17 protein-coding genes and 1 pseudogene are annotated in these 15,776 nt (G+C 36.2%); 1 reads left to right on the top strand and 17 read right to left on the bottom strand.

Going from position 1 to position 15,776, the window contains the following annotated elements; all coding sequences use genetic code 11:
* Positions 1–213: 213 nt before the first annotated feature.
* A complete protein-coding gene (gene ltaE / locus ACXAEY_RS09360; RefSeq protein ID WP_474811543.1) occupies positions 214–1,239 on the top strand; it encodes a low-specificity L-threonine aldolase in 1,026 nt (341 codons plus the stop codon).
* Positions 1,240–1,341: 102 nt separating this feature from the next.
* Here the strand turns inward: ltaE and ACXAEY_RS09355 are convergent, their stop codons facing one another.
* The 17 genes and pseudogenes from ACXAEY_RS09355 to ACXAEY_RS09275 form a co-directional block, all read right to left on the bottom strand.
* The gene (locus tag ACXAEY_RS09355) at positions 1,342–1,794 is read right to left on the bottom strand and encodes a hypothetical protein (protein WP_474811541.1); all 453 of its coding nucleotides are present in this window, start codon (positions 1,792–1,794) and stop codon (positions 1,342–1,344) included.
* A gap of 239 nt (positions 1,795–2,033) precedes the next feature.
* A complete protein-coding gene (locus ACXAEY_RS09350; RefSeq protein ID WP_474811539.1) occupies positions 2,034–2,795 on the bottom strand; it encodes a class I SAM-dependent methyltransferase in 762 nt (253 codons plus the stop codon).
* A gap of 327 nt (positions 2,796–3,122) precedes the next feature.
* Entirely contained in the window at positions 3,123–3,578 is a 456-nt protein-coding gene (locus ACXAEY_RS09345) for a GNAT family N-acetyltransferase (protein ID WP_474811537.1), read from the bottom strand.
* Between the two features lie 142 nt (positions 3,579–3,720).
* The gene (locus ACXAEY_RS09340) at positions 3,721–4,224 is read right to left on the bottom strand and encodes a GNAT family N-acetyltransferase (RefSeq protein WP_474811535.1); all 504 of its coding nucleotides are present in this window, start codon (positions 4,222–4,224) and stop codon (positions 3,721–3,723) included.
* 69 nt (positions 4,225–4,293) lie between these two features.
* On the bottom strand, positions 4,294–5,553 hold the full coding sequence (locus ACXAEY_RS09335; protein WP_474814783.1) for an L-lactate MFS transporter: 1,260 nt from the start codon (positions 5,551–5,553) through the stop codon (positions 4,294–4,296).
* Between the two features lie 215 nt (positions 5,554–5,768).
* On the bottom strand, positions 5,769–6,170 hold the full coding sequence (locus tag ACXAEY_RS09330; RefSeq protein ID WP_474811533.1) for a VOC family protein: 402 nt from the start codon (positions 6,168–6,170) through the stop codon (positions 5,769–5,771).
* 80 nt (positions 6,171–6,250) lie between these two features.
* Complete coding sequence (locus tag ACXAEY_RS09325) at positions 6,251–6,640, bottom strand: NUDIX hydrolase (protein WP_474814780.1); 390 nt, start codon at positions 6,638–6,640, stop codon at positions 6,251–6,253.
* Positions 6,641–6,784: 144 nt separating this feature from the next.
* Entirely contained in the window at positions 6,785–7,204 is a 420-nt protein-coding gene (locus ACXAEY_RS09320) for a rhomboid family intramembrane serine protease (RefSeq protein ID WP_474811531.1), read from the bottom strand.
* Between the two features lie 300 nt (positions 7,205–7,504).
* Positions 7,505–7,933 carry a DUF4362 domain-containing protein gene (locus tag ACXAEY_RS09315; protein ID WP_474811529.1) on the bottom strand — a complete coding sequence of 143 codons (429 nt, stop codon included), beginning with the start codon at positions 7,931–7,933 and terminating at the stop codon, positions 7,505–7,507.
* 397 nt (positions 7,934–8,330) lie between these two features.
* On the bottom strand, positions 8,331–8,573 hold the full coding sequence (locus tag ACXAEY_RS09310) for a hypothetical protein (protein ID WP_474811527.1): 243 nt from the start codon (positions 8,571–8,573) through the stop codon (positions 8,331–8,333).
* 522 nt (positions 8,574–9,095) lie between these two features.
* Positions 9,096–9,491, bottom strand: coding sequence for a hypothetical protein (locus ACXAEY_RS09305; RefSeq protein WP_474811525.1), 396 nt, complete (start codon positions 9,489–9,491; stop codon positions 9,096–9,098).
* 135 nt (positions 9,492–9,626) lie between these two features.
* A complete protein-coding gene (locus ACXAEY_RS09300) occupies positions 9,627–10,109 on the bottom strand; it encodes a hypothetical protein (protein ID WP_474811523.1) in 483 nt (160 codons plus the stop codon).
* 747 nt (positions 10,110–10,856) lie between these two features.
* Positions 10,857–12,377: an AbgT family transporter gene (locus tag ACXAEY_RS09295; RefSeq protein WP_474811521.1), complete on the bottom strand. Its 1,521-nt coding sequence runs from the start codon at positions 12,375–12,377 to the stop codon at positions 10,857–10,859.
* 739 nt (positions 12,378–13,116) lie between these two features.
* Positions 13,117–13,266 (bottom strand): hypothetical protein, encoded by a 150-nt coding sequence (locus tag ACXAEY_RS09290; RefSeq protein ID WP_474811519.1) that lies wholly within the window; start codon positions 13,264–13,266, stop codon positions 13,117–13,119.
* A gap of 194 nt (positions 13,267–13,460) precedes the next feature.
* On the bottom strand, positions 13,461–14,696 hold the full coding sequence (locus ACXAEY_RS09285; protein WP_474811517.1) for an aminopeptidase: 1,236 nt from the start codon (positions 14,694–14,696) through the stop codon (positions 13,461–13,463).
* A 66-nt stretch (positions 14,697–14,762) separates the two neighbouring features.
* Positions 14,763–15,130, bottom strand: a pseudogene (locus ACXAEY_RS09280) (HIT domain-containing protein).
* Positions 15,131–15,210: 80 nt separating this feature from the next.
* Positions 15,211–15,678, bottom strand: a complete 468-nt coding sequence (locus tag ACXAEY_RS09275) for a DinB family protein (RefSeq protein WP_474811515.1) — start codon at positions 15,676–15,678, stop codon at positions 15,211–15,213.
* Positions 15,679–15,776 lie beyond the last annotated feature (98 nt).

The following is a 15,776-nucleotide window of genomic DNA, read 5'->3' as shown; positions in this document are numbered from 1 at the left end:
CTAAACGGGCATGGCCGATATACTCGTAATATGAAGCATTATGTAAAAAGGGAAATCAACTTGTACTAATAGGTCCCGATGGAGTACGATACGTCCAAACTTTGTCACGACCTCACTTCCCCTTTTTCAACTTGATCACCTTGAAAATTACCCTTATACTTTTCGTGCAATCCATTATACACTTATACTTATTGTAACTGAGGAGGACGAATTGTGATAGATTTGCGCAGTGACACGGTCACGAAACCAGATGAGAGAATGAGAAAAGCAATGTATGAAGCTGAAGTTGGCGATGATGTGTACGGAGAAGATCCAACAGTAAATAAACTTGAAGAAATGGCAGCGGCTTTACTTGGCAAAGAAGATGCCCTATTTGTAACGAGTGGTACGCAGGGAAATCAGATTGCCGGATTGGTACACTGCCTTCCAGGACAGGAAGTTATCATGGAATCTCAGGCGCACATCTTTCTCTATGAAGCTGCTGCTCTATCAGCGTTTTCGGGAGTTCAAATTAAGACGATCGATGGTGAAAATGGGGCAATGAATCCAGCAGAGGTCGAAGCTGCTGTTCGTGGAGAAGATATCCACCAGCCTGAAACCGGGCTGATCTGCATTGAAAATACGCACAATAAAGCAGGTGGTGCTGTTGTGCCTCTTGAAAACATGGAGGCAATTTATCAAGTCGCGAAACAAAACGATATTCCTGTTCACTTAGACGGTGCACGGTTATTCAACGCTTCAGTTGCTTCTAAGACGCCTATAAAAGAGTTCGCAAAGTATACTGATTCTGTGCAGTTTTGCTTATCAAAAGGGTTAGGTGCACCTGTTGGCTCTATTATTGCCGGCTCCTCAGAATTCATTTCCCATGCTCGAAAATGGCGTAAACGCTTAGGCGGCGGACTAAGGCAAGTTGGCGTACTCGCTGCACCCGGTATCATCGCACTCGAAGAAAATATAGTGCGTCTTCAGAATGATCACGCGAACGCAAAACACCTTGCCGAAGGGCTTCAAGCAATTGAAGGTTTAACTATTAAAAATAGTGTGGATACAAACATTATTTTAGTAGACATCTCTGATTGTGAATTAAGCACCGATACGTTCGTTCATAAATTAAAGAGTCACGATATTCTAACAGGTGCATTTGGTCCTAACACGATACGCTTCGTCACACATAATGGAATCCGTGAAGAAGATATTGGTACTGTTGTAGCAAAGGTGAAGAAAATTGTTAAGGCTTAATACTTCGTTCTAGAGTGCTTACTGTTAGTTCAGTAAGCTCTTCTTTTAAAGCTATAAAGTATAACGTAATAACACTTGCACTTTGAGACAAGTCTTCTTTCATTAAATAGATGCTAGATCCTCTATTACAACTTTTCGATCGTCTTCTTTAGCTATTTCATCACAAGCTTGATAAGCGTGTTCTTTATATTTGTTACTTTCTTCTTCTTGGTCCCCAACCTTGTATGCCCGTGCTAATGCTTCGTAAGCGAATGCAAGATCAAAACCTTTTATTTCTTCTTGTAAGCAAACATCCAAACTTTGTTGAGCATGATGAAGAGCTGGTTCGAACCGACCTAATACAGCATAAACTCGAGATATTTGCCAATCCCCTCTAGCCAAATTAATTGGCTCCCCGATAATTTCCCAGTGATAACGAGAAGCATGTGCCATATGTATCATCGTCTCGCTTTCACGATCCGTTCTTTCTTGTTTATCTAAGAAATCCCATGTTGAGTTAAATAGTGAGACGGCCATATGTTTATGGAATTCCTCTTTATTTAATCCTACCTGCATTTCCTCTCCTCCTTTATTAAACGGTATGCTTTTTGTTTATCCATTATAAGAATGATTGGAGAACAGGGCTGATACCCTGAAGTCGAGCTGTTGAGGCTCCTCGTTCGGTTAAGCTCACGTTAGTATCATCCACGACTAACTCCTTTGCTTAATCATTGTGAGCGGACCTGTTGATATAACGATAAGAGATTTTTTGGCTAACCATCGTAATACTTTTACAATATGGTAAAAAAACTGCACTACACTTTCTTTGAAACCCAAAACACCTCTGCAAAATCATTCGTGATTTTCTTGGAAGGGTCTAATTGCAAGTCACGTTTCATTCTCATTAATCCATCTTCATAATCTTTATCGCTAATTAAAGTAAGAACAGAAATATCTCTATTTTCAGCGTGATGAAAATAATCCTTTACTGCTATCTCTTCCATTCTATACTCCATTTTTAGATTAACTTTAAACCCTCTTTCAATGAGTTTTTGGTAGACCAATTCCTTTTTCCAAAACCGCTTTATATCTTCTTCATAAGCAGAAGGGAAGTAATAATAAACCCACCATTTCGGCATTTCATGAATAGCAATATTATGTAATTTATATATACCGTTTACCTTAAGTACCCTAGTTATTTCATCTAATGCCTTTTCCTTATCTTCATAATGATGAAAAGCATAGTTATTAGAAATAAAGTCAAAGACACCAGAATTATAAGGCAGCTTTTCAACATAACCGTGTACGAGATTAACATCTTCAACCTTTTCCTTGGCTTTATTTAACATCTCTTTTGATGCATCAAGGCCATACCAATTAATATTCTTCCCTTTGAAAAGTTGAATTTGCTTCTCAAGATATAGGCCTGTTCCACAAGAAAGATCGAGCATTTCAATGTTGTTTTGAGTATGCTGTTCAACATAGTCCATTAAGTCGTAATCTAGTTTTAATTCGTCGATTCTAAATTGATTATTATCATAGTTAGCAGCAATAGTAGAGTAGTTTGTTGTTTTCATGAAAAGCCCCCTTTCATAAACTCTAGTTTTGCCGATGAATATATTCTCTTAGAAGAATGATCACTATTGTTGATTAGCAGAACCTATTGCTTAAATTCTTGACCATGAAAAGGATTTATTACTTTCCATCCTTTCCCTTCGAACAATTTCCTTAACATCCAAAGGTGATCACTCCCAATTACTAGCAGAATCCGTTCATGCGTGCTTTCTGAGGTAATGTTCATTATATTTTTTTCAAAATATAAATCTTAACTCACTATTTATTTCATATAACAGGAGCCTTTCGTTTTATGGATGAGCTCCTGATAATGAAATAGAATATAGGTTTTATATCTTTTTCTCCATAACGATATCTGTTTCTACATAACCTAATTTTTCGTACAAACCTCGAGCTACTTGGTTGTGACCAAAAACATGAAGTTTTACAATTTTTAATCCTAATTTTTTTGCTTCAATTTCTATTTCTTTCATTGCTTTCTTCCCATAACCACGTCCTTGATACCCTTCTCGAATGTTTATGTCGAAAATAAATCCTTTTTCTGTTGTGCGCTGAGCAAGCCAGATCATACCTACTTCTTTCTCTTCATCACGTATTGTAAACAGGTGATTATTTACCGTTTCTTCACCTTCTGGTAAAAGCCTTTCATATTCCTTGGTTGCCTTATCTATTGCTTCTTCTTCATTCCAATTCCCAGCCTTTACGTGTTCACCTGCATAGTTTTTAATAGCTTTTTTGAGATAACTTTGAAACTCACTAGCTTTCATTTTTTCTAATCTAATCATACTTTTCCCCTTTACTTTTTCAAAATGAATAAATTTTTATAATATAACTTCCCTCTTATTAATTTAAACAAAAAGGAGCATAATCCTTTTTAGATCTACGCTCCCTTTTATCTAGTAATGATTCTATAATACATATTTCATCTTACTCGATACACTGATAGATTCGAGAGGTACCTCCCCAAGGGTGATAACCATCACCTATATAATCGAAGCCATATTTCTCATATAATCCAATGTGATCAGTACATAGAAAAGTTTTATTGTATCCAAGGTTTTTAGCATCCTCTTTTGCACGAAAAAGTAGCTCTTTCCCAAGAGAATTCCCACGAAAACTTTCTTCAATATAAATAGCGCATATCCAAGGATATAAATCCATACGACTAATAAAATCATTTGTAATGAGACCCGCACAGCCAATGATCTCATCAGAATGCAACATCAAATACCAAATAGGAAAAGGGCTTTCTGTTTCAAGGCTGTGAGTTATACTGTCTTCATATACTTTCATGCTGAATTCGTTAGCCCACTTATCTTGAAAGTACTTAATAGCTTTTTCCTTGAATTCTGGATATTCTCTTACACTAATAATGTGTGCTTGGATCCAATCTGGAAGACTCCTAAGGAAAGTGACTAGACTTCGATTCAATAGACAATCCCATCTCTAATAAAAAGTTGAATCTCGTCGGTAAGACGCGATCCAACTTTGGTTTGCTAATTAATAATTAACAGCTTCTTCTTGTTGGTGTTTTAAATCCTTCTCAGTCTTTTTAATGTCTAACTTCATAAGAATGGACACAACAAGCGCTAATAATATTAAAGCAAGAAAAACGTAAAATACAGGAGTGTAACTATCGGTTCTAGCCCGAATTTGAGAAACAATCATAGGTCCAAATACGCCACCTAGGGACCATGTTGTCAACAAATACCCATGAATGGCACCGAGTTGTTTCGTTCCAAACAAATCACCAATAAACGCAGGGAGATTAGAAAATCCTCCGCCGTAACAAGTAACAACGAGGAATATTAAGAGTTGGAATATGATGATGTTTGATGTAATCGGAAGCATGAAAAAAGCAACAGTTTGTATTAAGAAAAAGATCAGAAAAACATTGGGGCGGCCAATATAGTCTGAAGCTGTTGCCCAGCCAAGACGACCTCCGCCATTAAATACACCCATAATTCCGACCATCGTGGCAGCTGCAGCGGCTGATAACCCTACAACTTCTTGGGCCATTGGTGAAGCAACTGAAATCATCATAATTCCTGCGGTAGTATTAATAAGCATCATTGTCCAAAGCAGCCAAAAACGCTTTGTTTTAACCGCTTCTTTTGAAGTCAATTGTTGTAAGTCCTTTTTATAAACTTTTTTCCCAGAGGCCATATTTTGTTTCATAGAAGCTGGCATCCAGCCTTCAGGGGGTGGGGCTATGTAAGAAGCACCTAATAGAATAAATACAAAGTAAGCTGCACCCAATATGTAAAATGTATTAGATATTCCAATTAAAGTTATTAAGTTAGCTGCAACCGGTGCTGTAATGAGTGCTCCTGTTCCGAAACCAAGTACCGCTAATCCGGTTGCTAACCCTCTTCGGTCAGGGAACCATTTGACAAGAGTTGATACGGGTGAAATATAGCCAATACCAAGTCCAAGTCCACTTGCTACCCCATAGGCCATTAGGAAAAGTGGAAGTGACTCAATTGCGATCGCAATCCCCGAACCTGCTTGTCCTAATCCAAACAAAACACCAGCCAGAGCTGCTGATTTTCTGGGACCATTATTTTCAACAAATTTTCCAAACAATGCTGCGGATGACCCAGCCAGTGCCATCATAATAGTAAATGCAATCGTTACTTGAGTTGGAGTCCAACCCATTTGTTCACTTACGGGGGTGGTATATACGCTATATGCATAGGCACCTCCGATGGAAAGGTGGATGGAAATAGCTGATAATGCAATTAACCATCTGTTTTTCATTGCTTTCAAATTATATACCTCCTTCACTTTCTTTGTAAACGGATTCATGAAGACAGGATACTACGAGTAACTAGAAAAATCAAACTATTTAAAATTATTTGAAACAATCACGAAGTCATGTAGTGGTATTGTATTTCAATATGTAAAGCTAAAAAAGGGAACCCTCGTCAAGGGGTTCCCTTAGCAATTCCACAACCGTTTACTAAAGATTCTAGTCAGGGAGATGGAGCTACAAACTCTACTTTAATCCTATCCGGATCCTCAAAGAATAAAGCATAATAATCATTACCTCCAGCAAAAGGGTGTTGATCTTCATAAAGAATGTTTATACCTCTCTCCTTAAGCTTCACCGTCATTTCGTCTACTCTTTCTCGTGATGAAGCGTGGAAAGCTAAGTGGTTCAAGCCTGTCCTGCACCTGTGATAAGGAATATCTAAAAACTTTTTCTCAGTTTGCACAAATACTAAGTAAGTTTCTCCCAACTTCCAACTTTGTCCCATATCCCATTTTTGATAAGGGCTATATCCTAAATCTTTCAAAAACCAGTTCCAGAATGATGTCGAGCTTTCCAAATTTGAAACATAGATTTCGAGGTGATGAAGAAGACCTTCAGTCACAAAATTCCTCCTTCTCTAATTTAAGAATTCAAAACCTTATTATTGAATAATGGTTAGTACTATAATGTCGTACTCACACCTTAAAAATCTATATAGAATGGATGTAAACTTTCATTCAAACAATATTCGATTCTCTCTCTGAAATTTTTATATGTTACCATTTTTAATGCTTTTTCAATAGGATAGAAACCTACTTCCAAACTCTCTGGTGAGGTGGCTATTTTACCTCCGACTGATTTTGCTAAGAACAATGTATTACATATTGATTCGTGAACATTTTGAAATACCCCACAAAATTTATCGACTTCAATATCGATACCTGTTTCCTCTTTCGTTTCTCTTATTGCAGCCTCAATTAGAGATTCTCCCTCTTCAACTTGTCCGCCTGGCATTTCCCAACCTCTCCTAGGTCCCTTGATTAATAAAATCTGTCTCTGTTCATTAATGACAATAGCTGCAGCCGAGACTATATGTTTTGGCGGTGAATAGTTATCTAATTATCTTTTGTTCAATAGAATTTCTCCTCATATGAATATTTGTTAGCGCGTATATTTACCTCTCACAATCCTACTCAATCTAAATTTGAGCAGAAATCCTTCTCAGTTGGTACATATCTAGAATAAAAAGAAACTCATCAGGATTCCAAGCAAAAATCCAACAAGATGGGAAACAGTTCCACCTAAGCCTATAAAGTTTCCAAGAATTAAATAGAAAATAATATAGTTTGTACTCCAAGTTCCTAATTGGAAATTGAATAGTTCAGGAGTTTGTATAAAGAGATATAAGATACAGCCTATCAATGCGTAGATTCCGGGAGAAGCCCCTGTTCCTTTATTAAATGAAGAAAAGATAGAAAATAACAAGGAAGCAATTACATTTCCAAATGTATAAATGAGCAGAAACAGTAAGCTACCAATTTTGTTTTCAAGCACTAATCCGACGAAAAAAATTCCAAAAGCATTTCCCATAAGATGAACGATATTCATATGAAAAAATGGAGCAGTAATGAGACGGTACCATTCTCCCTTACTCATATAGTTAAAACTCTTTCCTGTACCCCATTTCGATAATTTATTGCTCCATAATTTATCTGAGAGAAAAACAACTATGTAAATAATAAATAAGGTCATTGTCACAGGAGGGATATTTAATATGGTGATGTTATCAACTTCCCTTTTTAAAGTGCTACATGTAATTCACTTAAAACGATACTAATAAACTAAGACTGCATCGAAATTATTCTGTTGCTCTTAATTAGCTAATAATTTTTACTGATTACTTTCGTATGAAACCTTATGGAGCGTAATCTTCCTAAATTTCAAGCTCCCTATTGCTTAATTAGATACATCGTAAACTGTTAAGAGATGTGACCATAAGTTCCCACCGGGTTGAGATGGTTCGCACTCACTTAAAAAATATTCCTCACTCTTTTCAGGAGTTACAGTTACTTTCAAGTCAATTGAGTTACAAGATATCCTCTCAACTCTACTTCTTCCGAACTTATCTCTTGTTGTATCTGTCTCAGCATAAATGGAGCTACCGTCATAATTAACATCTTTAATTATTGGGTCTCCTTCATCTGTATAACTTACTATTCTTATATTATCTTCTTTACCTTCTTTAACATTGTCTAGGAATAATTCAAAGGCAGTGAGGTTAGTGATTTCACTTCCCAAACCAACAACTATATCACTATCAGAAGGTGTGTAATTGCACCCCCCAAGTAGTAATGAAGATAATATAGTTAATATGATTTTCTTCATCTAATCAACCCTTACTATTAAAATGTAATGACTAGTAAGTTAATCAAACAAAAGGAAAGGTAATACTTCTTAGATCTTCGCTCCCTAATATTGAATTCTAATCTCTACAATAAATCAAAACAAAAACCATATATAGATACTCAACACCACTACTGTCAATCCGTACATCCACTTATAAAATTGAAGGACATATCCTCCCAGAATAAAAGTTAATGCCAACCACTTGAAGTTGTAATAACCCCTTATATTTTCAGCTATGTATCCCATAAAAGTTGAAAACACTAAAAAGATGATAATAAAGGGAATGAGTACATTAAGAATGATCTTCAAAACTTTCAATATACTCCTCCTTGCTGAATAAGCGTTTTATGCAAGCGCTCTCTTTATTAGTATAAAACTACTTTTTTATTTCCTTTTTCAGCAATTCTTCTGTCCCATCGGTTACCTTTACTTTTATTTCTACATTAAAGTGATCACTTAAGGTGTACCACACTCTTCTAACTCCACCTTCTAATTCAACCAGATTAGTTTCACCCTTACCAACTATCACTTTTTGAAACCTAGGCTCAGTCAATGTTCCACACATCATATATGGCGAACTTTCGGGTTCGCTAATTTTGATAGCAACCCACTCATCCATCCTACAAACTGCCATTACATGATTAACCAGGCAAGAACAATTGAGTTATAATAAGGTAAATATGTAATTGCTAAAGTTAGGAGTTGAATATGAAAATACTAATAATATCCCTTATCCCAATTAGCATAATGGTAACTTTACTCCTACATAAATTTAGGAAGCTATCAACGCTTAGAGAATTAATAGAATCTTTATACTTTATTGAAGCAAAGAATAGACGTTTTCAGCAATTTCTTCAAAGAGTTAAGTTTTTGTTTATCATATTCTATATTCTTTTTTGGACTTCTTACCCAATATTGTCATTCTTATCTTTACCTATATTTGAAATACGCTTATTTCTAGTAAGTATATTAATGATCCTGGCTCCTATTATAGGAGGCCGGTTAGTTAGAGTGTTATCTCCCAAAAAATAACACTAAAAACTTAATAAATACTTAGAAAATATACAGGTAATTTTCAAATGTACATTTTTACAAACTCGCTCCCTATTATGGAAGAAGTAAAACAAAACTTCTTTTTCCACTACTCTGTTAGACCGAACCCCATAATATGATCAGTATAAAGAGCATAACTTTCATACTCAATGACATTGTCAGGATTAGCAAATGGGACAATCTTTACATTACTCAAAACAAGCATCCCGTTAAAGTTTGTCACGCTGCCTTCATTCATTAGAGGAAACATAGTATCCTCAGATTTCAATAGCGCCTTATCAAGTAACGTCATCTTGCTCTCATTTGGCTCTGCAGTGTTGAGTTTGTCTGCAATGATCAACGAATTTGATGTAGTGATTTGGATCTTCCTCTGCTCCTCGACTCCATCTTGCATTTCCTCTACTTGGCATTGTGCCGTCATTATCGATAATTTCTTCATATCGTGTCCTGGGTTTAATTCATGACCTGTAAATTCAACTTTCAAAATATATCCCTCCATTTATTTATTCTTCCAATACCAATTATTTCAAAATAGTTCTGAAAAATCCATCACTTATACAAAAAAGGAACATATCTATTTAAAGATACGCTCCCTTTTAATAAATAATCAAATAAGTAATTAGTAATTTTCCATCCAACTATTCAGATTATTAACATCCGCTTCATCAGATTCAAATTTATACGCTTTATTGTCCTTTGTACCAATATAAATTGTTTTGTGCGGCTTTTTTTCATCAGTTAATAAAAAATATTCAAACCCTGACCTATATTCAACACTGATGTTCTCACCTTTTAAGTGTCTCTCATATTCCTCTACTTCTTCTATTACTTTTAAGTTAGCTAATATGTTGTTTGAGTATTTTATAATTTCATTTCTCTCTTCAGTCGTCCATTTCATTGCGGAGAGACTATCGCCATCATTCAATTGGATATCAGGCATTGTGCCGTAACCCTCTTCTATGTACTCTTTTAATTTCGGCTGATCCACTGAAACATTAATGTTGTCTTTGTCTTCACCACGAGTGAAATTTTGTTCTAATGTCTCCCCATTTATATCTATCTGCATTTTAGCAATGCTATTATCATAATTCGTCACAAACATTATTTAGGAATTTGCTTTCTTTTTTAGAGGGTATTTCTTATTGATTACTGCTGTAACGACCATAGTAGTCGAACTTAATGCCACTGCCTTAATTATTAAATTATCCGGCAAGAATATATATTCAATACCCATTACAACCATTAAGATTAAGCATGTAACAAGAAACCTTTTCCCGAAAGACATATCTAAACCTCCTCGAAAGTTTATTCACTTGATGTGATTTCGAAATCAGATTCCTCAGCTCCCATTACATACTCAATCTTAATATATTTTGCGGAATAATTAAGCGCTGAGAGAACCAGAGCCGCAGTAATCTTGAAAAGTATCCAAATTTCTGTTTCGTGTCCTAAAATCGAAATAACACTTCCAAAGACCAATCTATGAGCTCATTACATGAACAACCGATTTAGATACGTTTTTTGATTTAAATAAAAAACACCTACTCCAATTTCTGTAAGTACAATCAGTAACTACCCCTCCAATAAATGTATAAACGTTATTTAGTTATTAACTTTTTCTTTCTCATTATTAAATACCTTTACTAGAACTGAAGTGGAAATTTGTTACTCGAGGGAAAGGTTCACGTTGTTTTCAACATATAAGAAAGAGAGCTAAAAATTTTAGCTCTCTTTCATAATTTCTCTTATTTAATGTATACCGTGACACTAATCTCTTAATAAAGATGCCTGGCTCAACAAATGAATTAGCATACACCGAATGATCTTTGATTAGTATTCGGTTGACTCATTAATAGTGGATAGGAGAGCCTGGTCCCAAATTAATGCCCGTCAGCATCCAGATAATTAACATGATTGTCCAAGATACAAGGAAAAAGACCGTATATGGGAACATAACAGAAATCAGAGTCCCAATTCCCATGTTTTTATCGTATTTTTGAGCGAATGCAATAATGATAGCAAAGTAAGTCATTAGAGGCGTAATGATATTTGTTGTAGAATCTGCCACACGGTAGGCCATCTGTGTTAATTCAGGTGAATAACCTAGCTGCATCATGATCGGTACAAATACCGGAGCCATCATTGCCCATTTAGCAGAAGCACTGCCTATAAACAAGTTAATGGTAGCTGCCACTAAAATAAAACCTAAGATTAATGGGATTCCTGACAGGTTGGCCGATTCTAATAATTCCGCGCCATAAACACCGATGACGAGTCCCATATTTGTTTCTGAGAAGTAAGCTACAAATTGTCCGGCAGTAAATGCAAGTACAATGAACATCCCCATGGAAGCCATCGTCTCAGAAAGCTGGTTTGCCACATCTTTGTCATTTTTAATACTTTTGACGGCGATGCCATAAAACAACCCAGGAATAAAGAATAGAATGGTGATAATTGGCACAAGGGAACTCATAAACGGAGATTGTATGATCCCTCCATCTTCTCCTCTTAAAGGCGCACCAGGTGGCAGAATCAAAAGAGCAACAAGCACGGTTGCTACAGCGACAGAAATACCTGCCCATTTTAAACCTTTCTTTTCTGTAGCATCCAATCCCTTTAAATCTTCACGGAATTCGCCTTTATATTGTCCCAAACGGGGTTCGACAATCTTTTCTGTGACCCATCCCCCTACAAATGTTAGTAAGAATACAGAAACAACGATGAAATAGTAGTTCATCGCTATGTTCATATTCGCCGCATAGGCAGGATCAATGATCGCAGCAGCATCAATCGTTAACTCTCCTAATAAGGGGTCCGTCGCTGATAAAAACAAGTTAGCGCTGAACCCTGCAGAAACACCCGCAAATGCACCAGCAAGTCCCGCTAATGGGTGACGGCCAAGTGCTGCAAAAATAACAGCCCCGAGTGGAGGTAATACTACATAACCAGCGTCTGAAGCAACACTGGACATAACCCCTGCAAATACAAGTCCATAAGTGATCAATGATTTTGGAACAGAAAGCACAAAACCACGTAAGCATGCACTAATCAGTCCGGTTCTTTCGGCTACTCCAATCCCAAGCATTGTCACTAGAACGACCCCTAACGGAGCAAATCCAATAAAGTTATCAGTCATACTGGAGAAAATATACTCAATACCTTCTGCACTGAGGAGGTTGTTTACTTCAACAATTTTTCCTTCTTCCCCAGGGTGCTCTACACTCAGCCCAAAACTAGAAACGATAGCAGACAGTAGGACAACCAGTAGTGCTAAGATAGCAAATAGTGTAATTGGATGGGGCAGCTTATTCCCTACATATTCAATGGCATCCAATCCTTTTTGAAACATTCCTTTACGTTTTTTAATCAATACAATTTCCTCCTCTCTTGTTGTAAAACAGCAATGAATATTCATACCGCAGCCGTTTTTGTCTATTGCTGTCGTTTTTAGTATAAAGCATACTCGATACAAATGAAGACGTTTACAAAAATATATAAAATTCCTATTATTACGAAAAAACACAAAAGAAGTATGAGGAACGGAGGAAGGTGCATGACCCACGATCTTTTAAAGGGATTATGCCGTGGATGTCAGGCACTATTATAGGAGAAAATTTCCCCTCAAACAGGTCTTTCAAATGAATCACATTCAACGATTTTCTTTCTGAAAATTTTAGTGATTCTTCGTTTAGTTCGTGTATTGTATATCACAATCGAAATGCGCTTGCGCCGGGATTGAAAGCAACAAGATATCAATGCTCCCTTTCGTCAGCTCTCTGTTCATTGCGTTACTTACAAAAATAGTAATTACACTTTCAAAGTATTTACACCATAATGCAAGGTCATTCCACCTAATTCCTGCCAAAAAAGAGCCCTAACCCTTCATAGGATGGACTCTTCTATTAATTCGGTTATTAACTTAATAATCACAATATCGATCCACGACCCCTAATCTTTCACAGTTATATAGCAGCGAGGTCAGGCACTCTTAACCAAAGCAGATTTTATTTGGTACTTGATCAATTGCTCCCGATTGCAAAAGATATCGATATAAAACATTTCATAAAAAAACATAGGAAGAACTTAATCTTCCTATGTTATCCATCATATTATTTATCTGTCTGTTGTTGCTTCTTTTTTAAATACTCTGCACGTATTTTTTCAAGATGATTCTTTCTATCAAATTTGGTAGTCGTCTGTTTTTCATGAAATTTTGTCACAGCTACCTTACCTTTGTTATCTAATTGGTATCTTCCCACTTTGTTCACCACTTTTCTTCAATTACAAGAGAATCTATTCAACAATATAATATACCTTATTTTACAGCAATAATCTTTATTATGAACTCTTATTTCACAAAAAAGTGTTCTTCTACTTTCTAAAGAAATGCTCCCTTCTGTTGAATACTAAGCAGGACTAGATTAAATCATAGACCGGCTTTAGAAGACTCAAATTAAAATTCCCAGTTTCCATTTCGGAAAATCGAAACGATGTCACCTAATTCTGTTTCGCCATCAATCTCAAGGTCTGCGGTACCAAACATAAAATCAACGTGAATTAGGCTCTCATTTAAGTTCTGATTTGCTAGTTCTTCTTTATTCATATCTGGGCCACCCTCTAACGCTATAGGCAAACCATTGCCAAGGGCAACATGACAGGAGGCATTTTCGTCAAACAATGTATTATAGAAGACAAGCTCTGAATTAGAAATAGGTGAGTTATGTGGAACGAGTGCTATTTCACCTAAATACCTTGCACCCTCATCCGTTTCTAAGATTGATTTAAGCACCTCATAACCTTTTTTAGCACTATAATCTACTACTTTCCCCTCTTTAAAAGTCAAACAAAAATCAGAGATTAAAAAGCCATTGTAGTTTAAAGTCTTAGAGCTTTTTATCACACCGTTCACACCATCTCTCTTCGGAACCGTAAACACTTCTTCCGTTGGTATGTTTGGAACGTAAGAGATCCCGCTTCCACTTGTGAAATTCGCACACATCCACTTATGTAATTCAGGTAATTCAACAGAAAAATTGGTTCCATTCTTCGCTCTATAATGAAGTTTTCTGAAGTTGTTATTATTTAGAAAGCGTACAGAGCTATTCATCATTTCAACGTGTTTCTTCCATTCCTCAACTGGATCATTTGTATTGATGCGTGTCGCTTCAAAAATTTGATCCCAGAGCAGTTGCATACTTTCTCTATCTGAACGATCAGGGAACACCTGTTTAGCCCATTCTTTTGATGGGACAGCTACAATACACCAGTTCATTTTCCCCGATATTTGATAAGAAGTGAACGGACGGAGTGCTTCTCCAATTGCTTTTTGTGCGATAGAGACACGCTCAGGATCCACGTCTTTTAACAAATTTGGGTTCGGAGAAAAAACGTTTAACAAAGCTGCACCTTCTCTGGCCATCTCCTCGTACCCCTTTGCTTTCCATTCTGGGTAGTATTTTAATCCCTCTTCTGGAGCTTTTTCATATTTGGTTAACAAAACTTGTTCATCTGTATACTCGACCATTACGTATTTTGCACCCTTATCATAAGCCACTTTGACTACCTGCTGTACAAACTCTGAGGCATGGATGGGGGCATCAATAATGAGGGTTTGACCCTGTTGAAGGTTCAACCCTACTTCTACCGTAATAGCAGCGTATTTTTCTAACCGTTTCAAATCATTTTTCATCCAACCATCCTCTTTTCTGTTATTAGAGAAACACAACTAATTAGAGAGTTTCGCTTTTATTTATAACTAACCTAAAGGGTTACCGGATACAATATGCCAATGTAGATGCTTTATATTGATAGTTACCTATATTTGTAATAACACTACAAGCTTCGTTTTCTTCTGTGACCATAGCAGCTACTTTTCTAATTACTCAATAGTTCAAGCAATAATCTATTATCACTTTCCTCCAATGTAATTAAAGATGAAATGAGTTTCTTAGGGTTAGCAACATTATATACTTTATAAAACGCCTTTGTGTGATGATAGGCTAGTCCTTTTTCTGTCTCTAGTACTTTCTCCAATTGAGTCTTACTACTTAATACTTCATCACAATAAAAACCTTTAGTCTTAATGATTAATAATCTCCTAATCTCAATCCTTAAATTTTCCATTTCGTAATATTCCTTTTAGATCAACACTCCCAATTCTAGAACAAAAAAAGTACTAATCCTTAATTCTATAAATACCCTGATCACTTTGAAGAATAATGAATTATACGCTTCATTGATAATAGTTGACCCAAATGAAGAGATTCATGCAAGGCTGAAAAAGATGCACTATCTGCAACCGTTTTAAATCCATGTATAGGTTTTTCTAACACATGACATAGCTTTTCTTCAGAGATTTGATTAACTCGTTCTAACTGGCTTTTAAGTGATGAGACTAGTTCAGACAAAAGAGGTGCTTCTCCTTCCCAATCCGCTGGTTTTGTACCCGGCGCAAAAAAATCATTGTATGTGTTTGGTAGCTTTACTTCCAGGCTAGTAAGTTCAAACAAAAAGTATTCAGTTTCCGTAATAATATGACCCAGGTGCCATTTAATCGTATTATTGAACCCTTCTGGTTGAACATTTACTATATCCTCACTCAGGTTCTCTGCCTCTCCAATACTCCAGCTTCTTACCTTCTTAAATTGTTCTAAAATGATACTAGACATCATGCTCACTTCCCCTTCTCAATTAATAAAGCTTCTTTAACCTTCTGTCCTTAAGCTTATATTCCTCTAATATGCGATGTCTTGTTTTCCATCAAGTCAAA

The organism is Anaerobacillus sp. ABA4_114, from assembly GCF_056159065.1.
Note: the sequence above shows the minus strand (reverse complement) of the source record. Positions and strands in the feature narration are given on the sequence as shown.

Bases quoted from the DNA above. Each gene is read 5' to 3' on its own strand.
- ACXAEY_RS09300 (WP_474811523.1), bottom strand. From the start codon at position 10,109: ATGTTTGTGACGAATTATGATAATAGCATTGCTAAAATGCAGATAGAT.
- ACXAEY_RS09275 (WP_474811515.1), bottom strand. From the start codon at position 15,678: ATGATGTCTAGTATCATTTTAGAACAATTTAAGAAGGTAAGAAGCTGG.
- ACXAEY_RS09310 (WP_474811527.1), bottom strand. From the start codon at position 8,573: ATGGATGAGTGGGTTGCTATCAAAATTAGCGAACCCGAAAGTTCGCCA.
- ACXAEY_RS09335 (WP_474814783.1), bottom strand. From the start codon at position 5,553: ATGAAAAACAGATGGTTAATTGCATTATCAGCTATTTCCATCCACCTT.
- ACXAEY_RS09315 (WP_474811529.1), bottom strand. From the start codon at position 7,933: ATGAAGAAAATCATATTAACTATATTATCTTCATTACTACTTGGGGGG.
- ACXAEY_RS09285 (WP_474811517.1), bottom strand. From the start codon at position 14,696: ATGAAAAATGATTTGAAACGGTTAGAAAAATACGCTGCTATTACGGTA.
- ACXAEY_RS09350 (WP_474811539.1), bottom strand. From the start codon at position 2,795: ATGAAAACAACAAACTACTCTACTATTGCTGCTAACTATGATAATAAT.
- ACXAEY_RS09355 (WP_474811541.1), bottom strand. From the start codon at position 1,794: ATGCAGGTAGGATTAAATAAAGAGGAATTCCATAAACATATGGCCGTC.
- ACXAEY_RS09320 (WP_474811531.1), bottom strand. From the start codon at position 7,204: ATGAGTAAGGGAGAATGGTACCGTCTCATTACTGCTCCATTTTTTCAT.
- ACXAEY_RS09345 (WP_474811537.1), bottom strand. From the start codon at position 3,578: ATGATTAGATTAGAAAAAATGAAAGCTAGTGAGTTTCAAAGTTATCTC.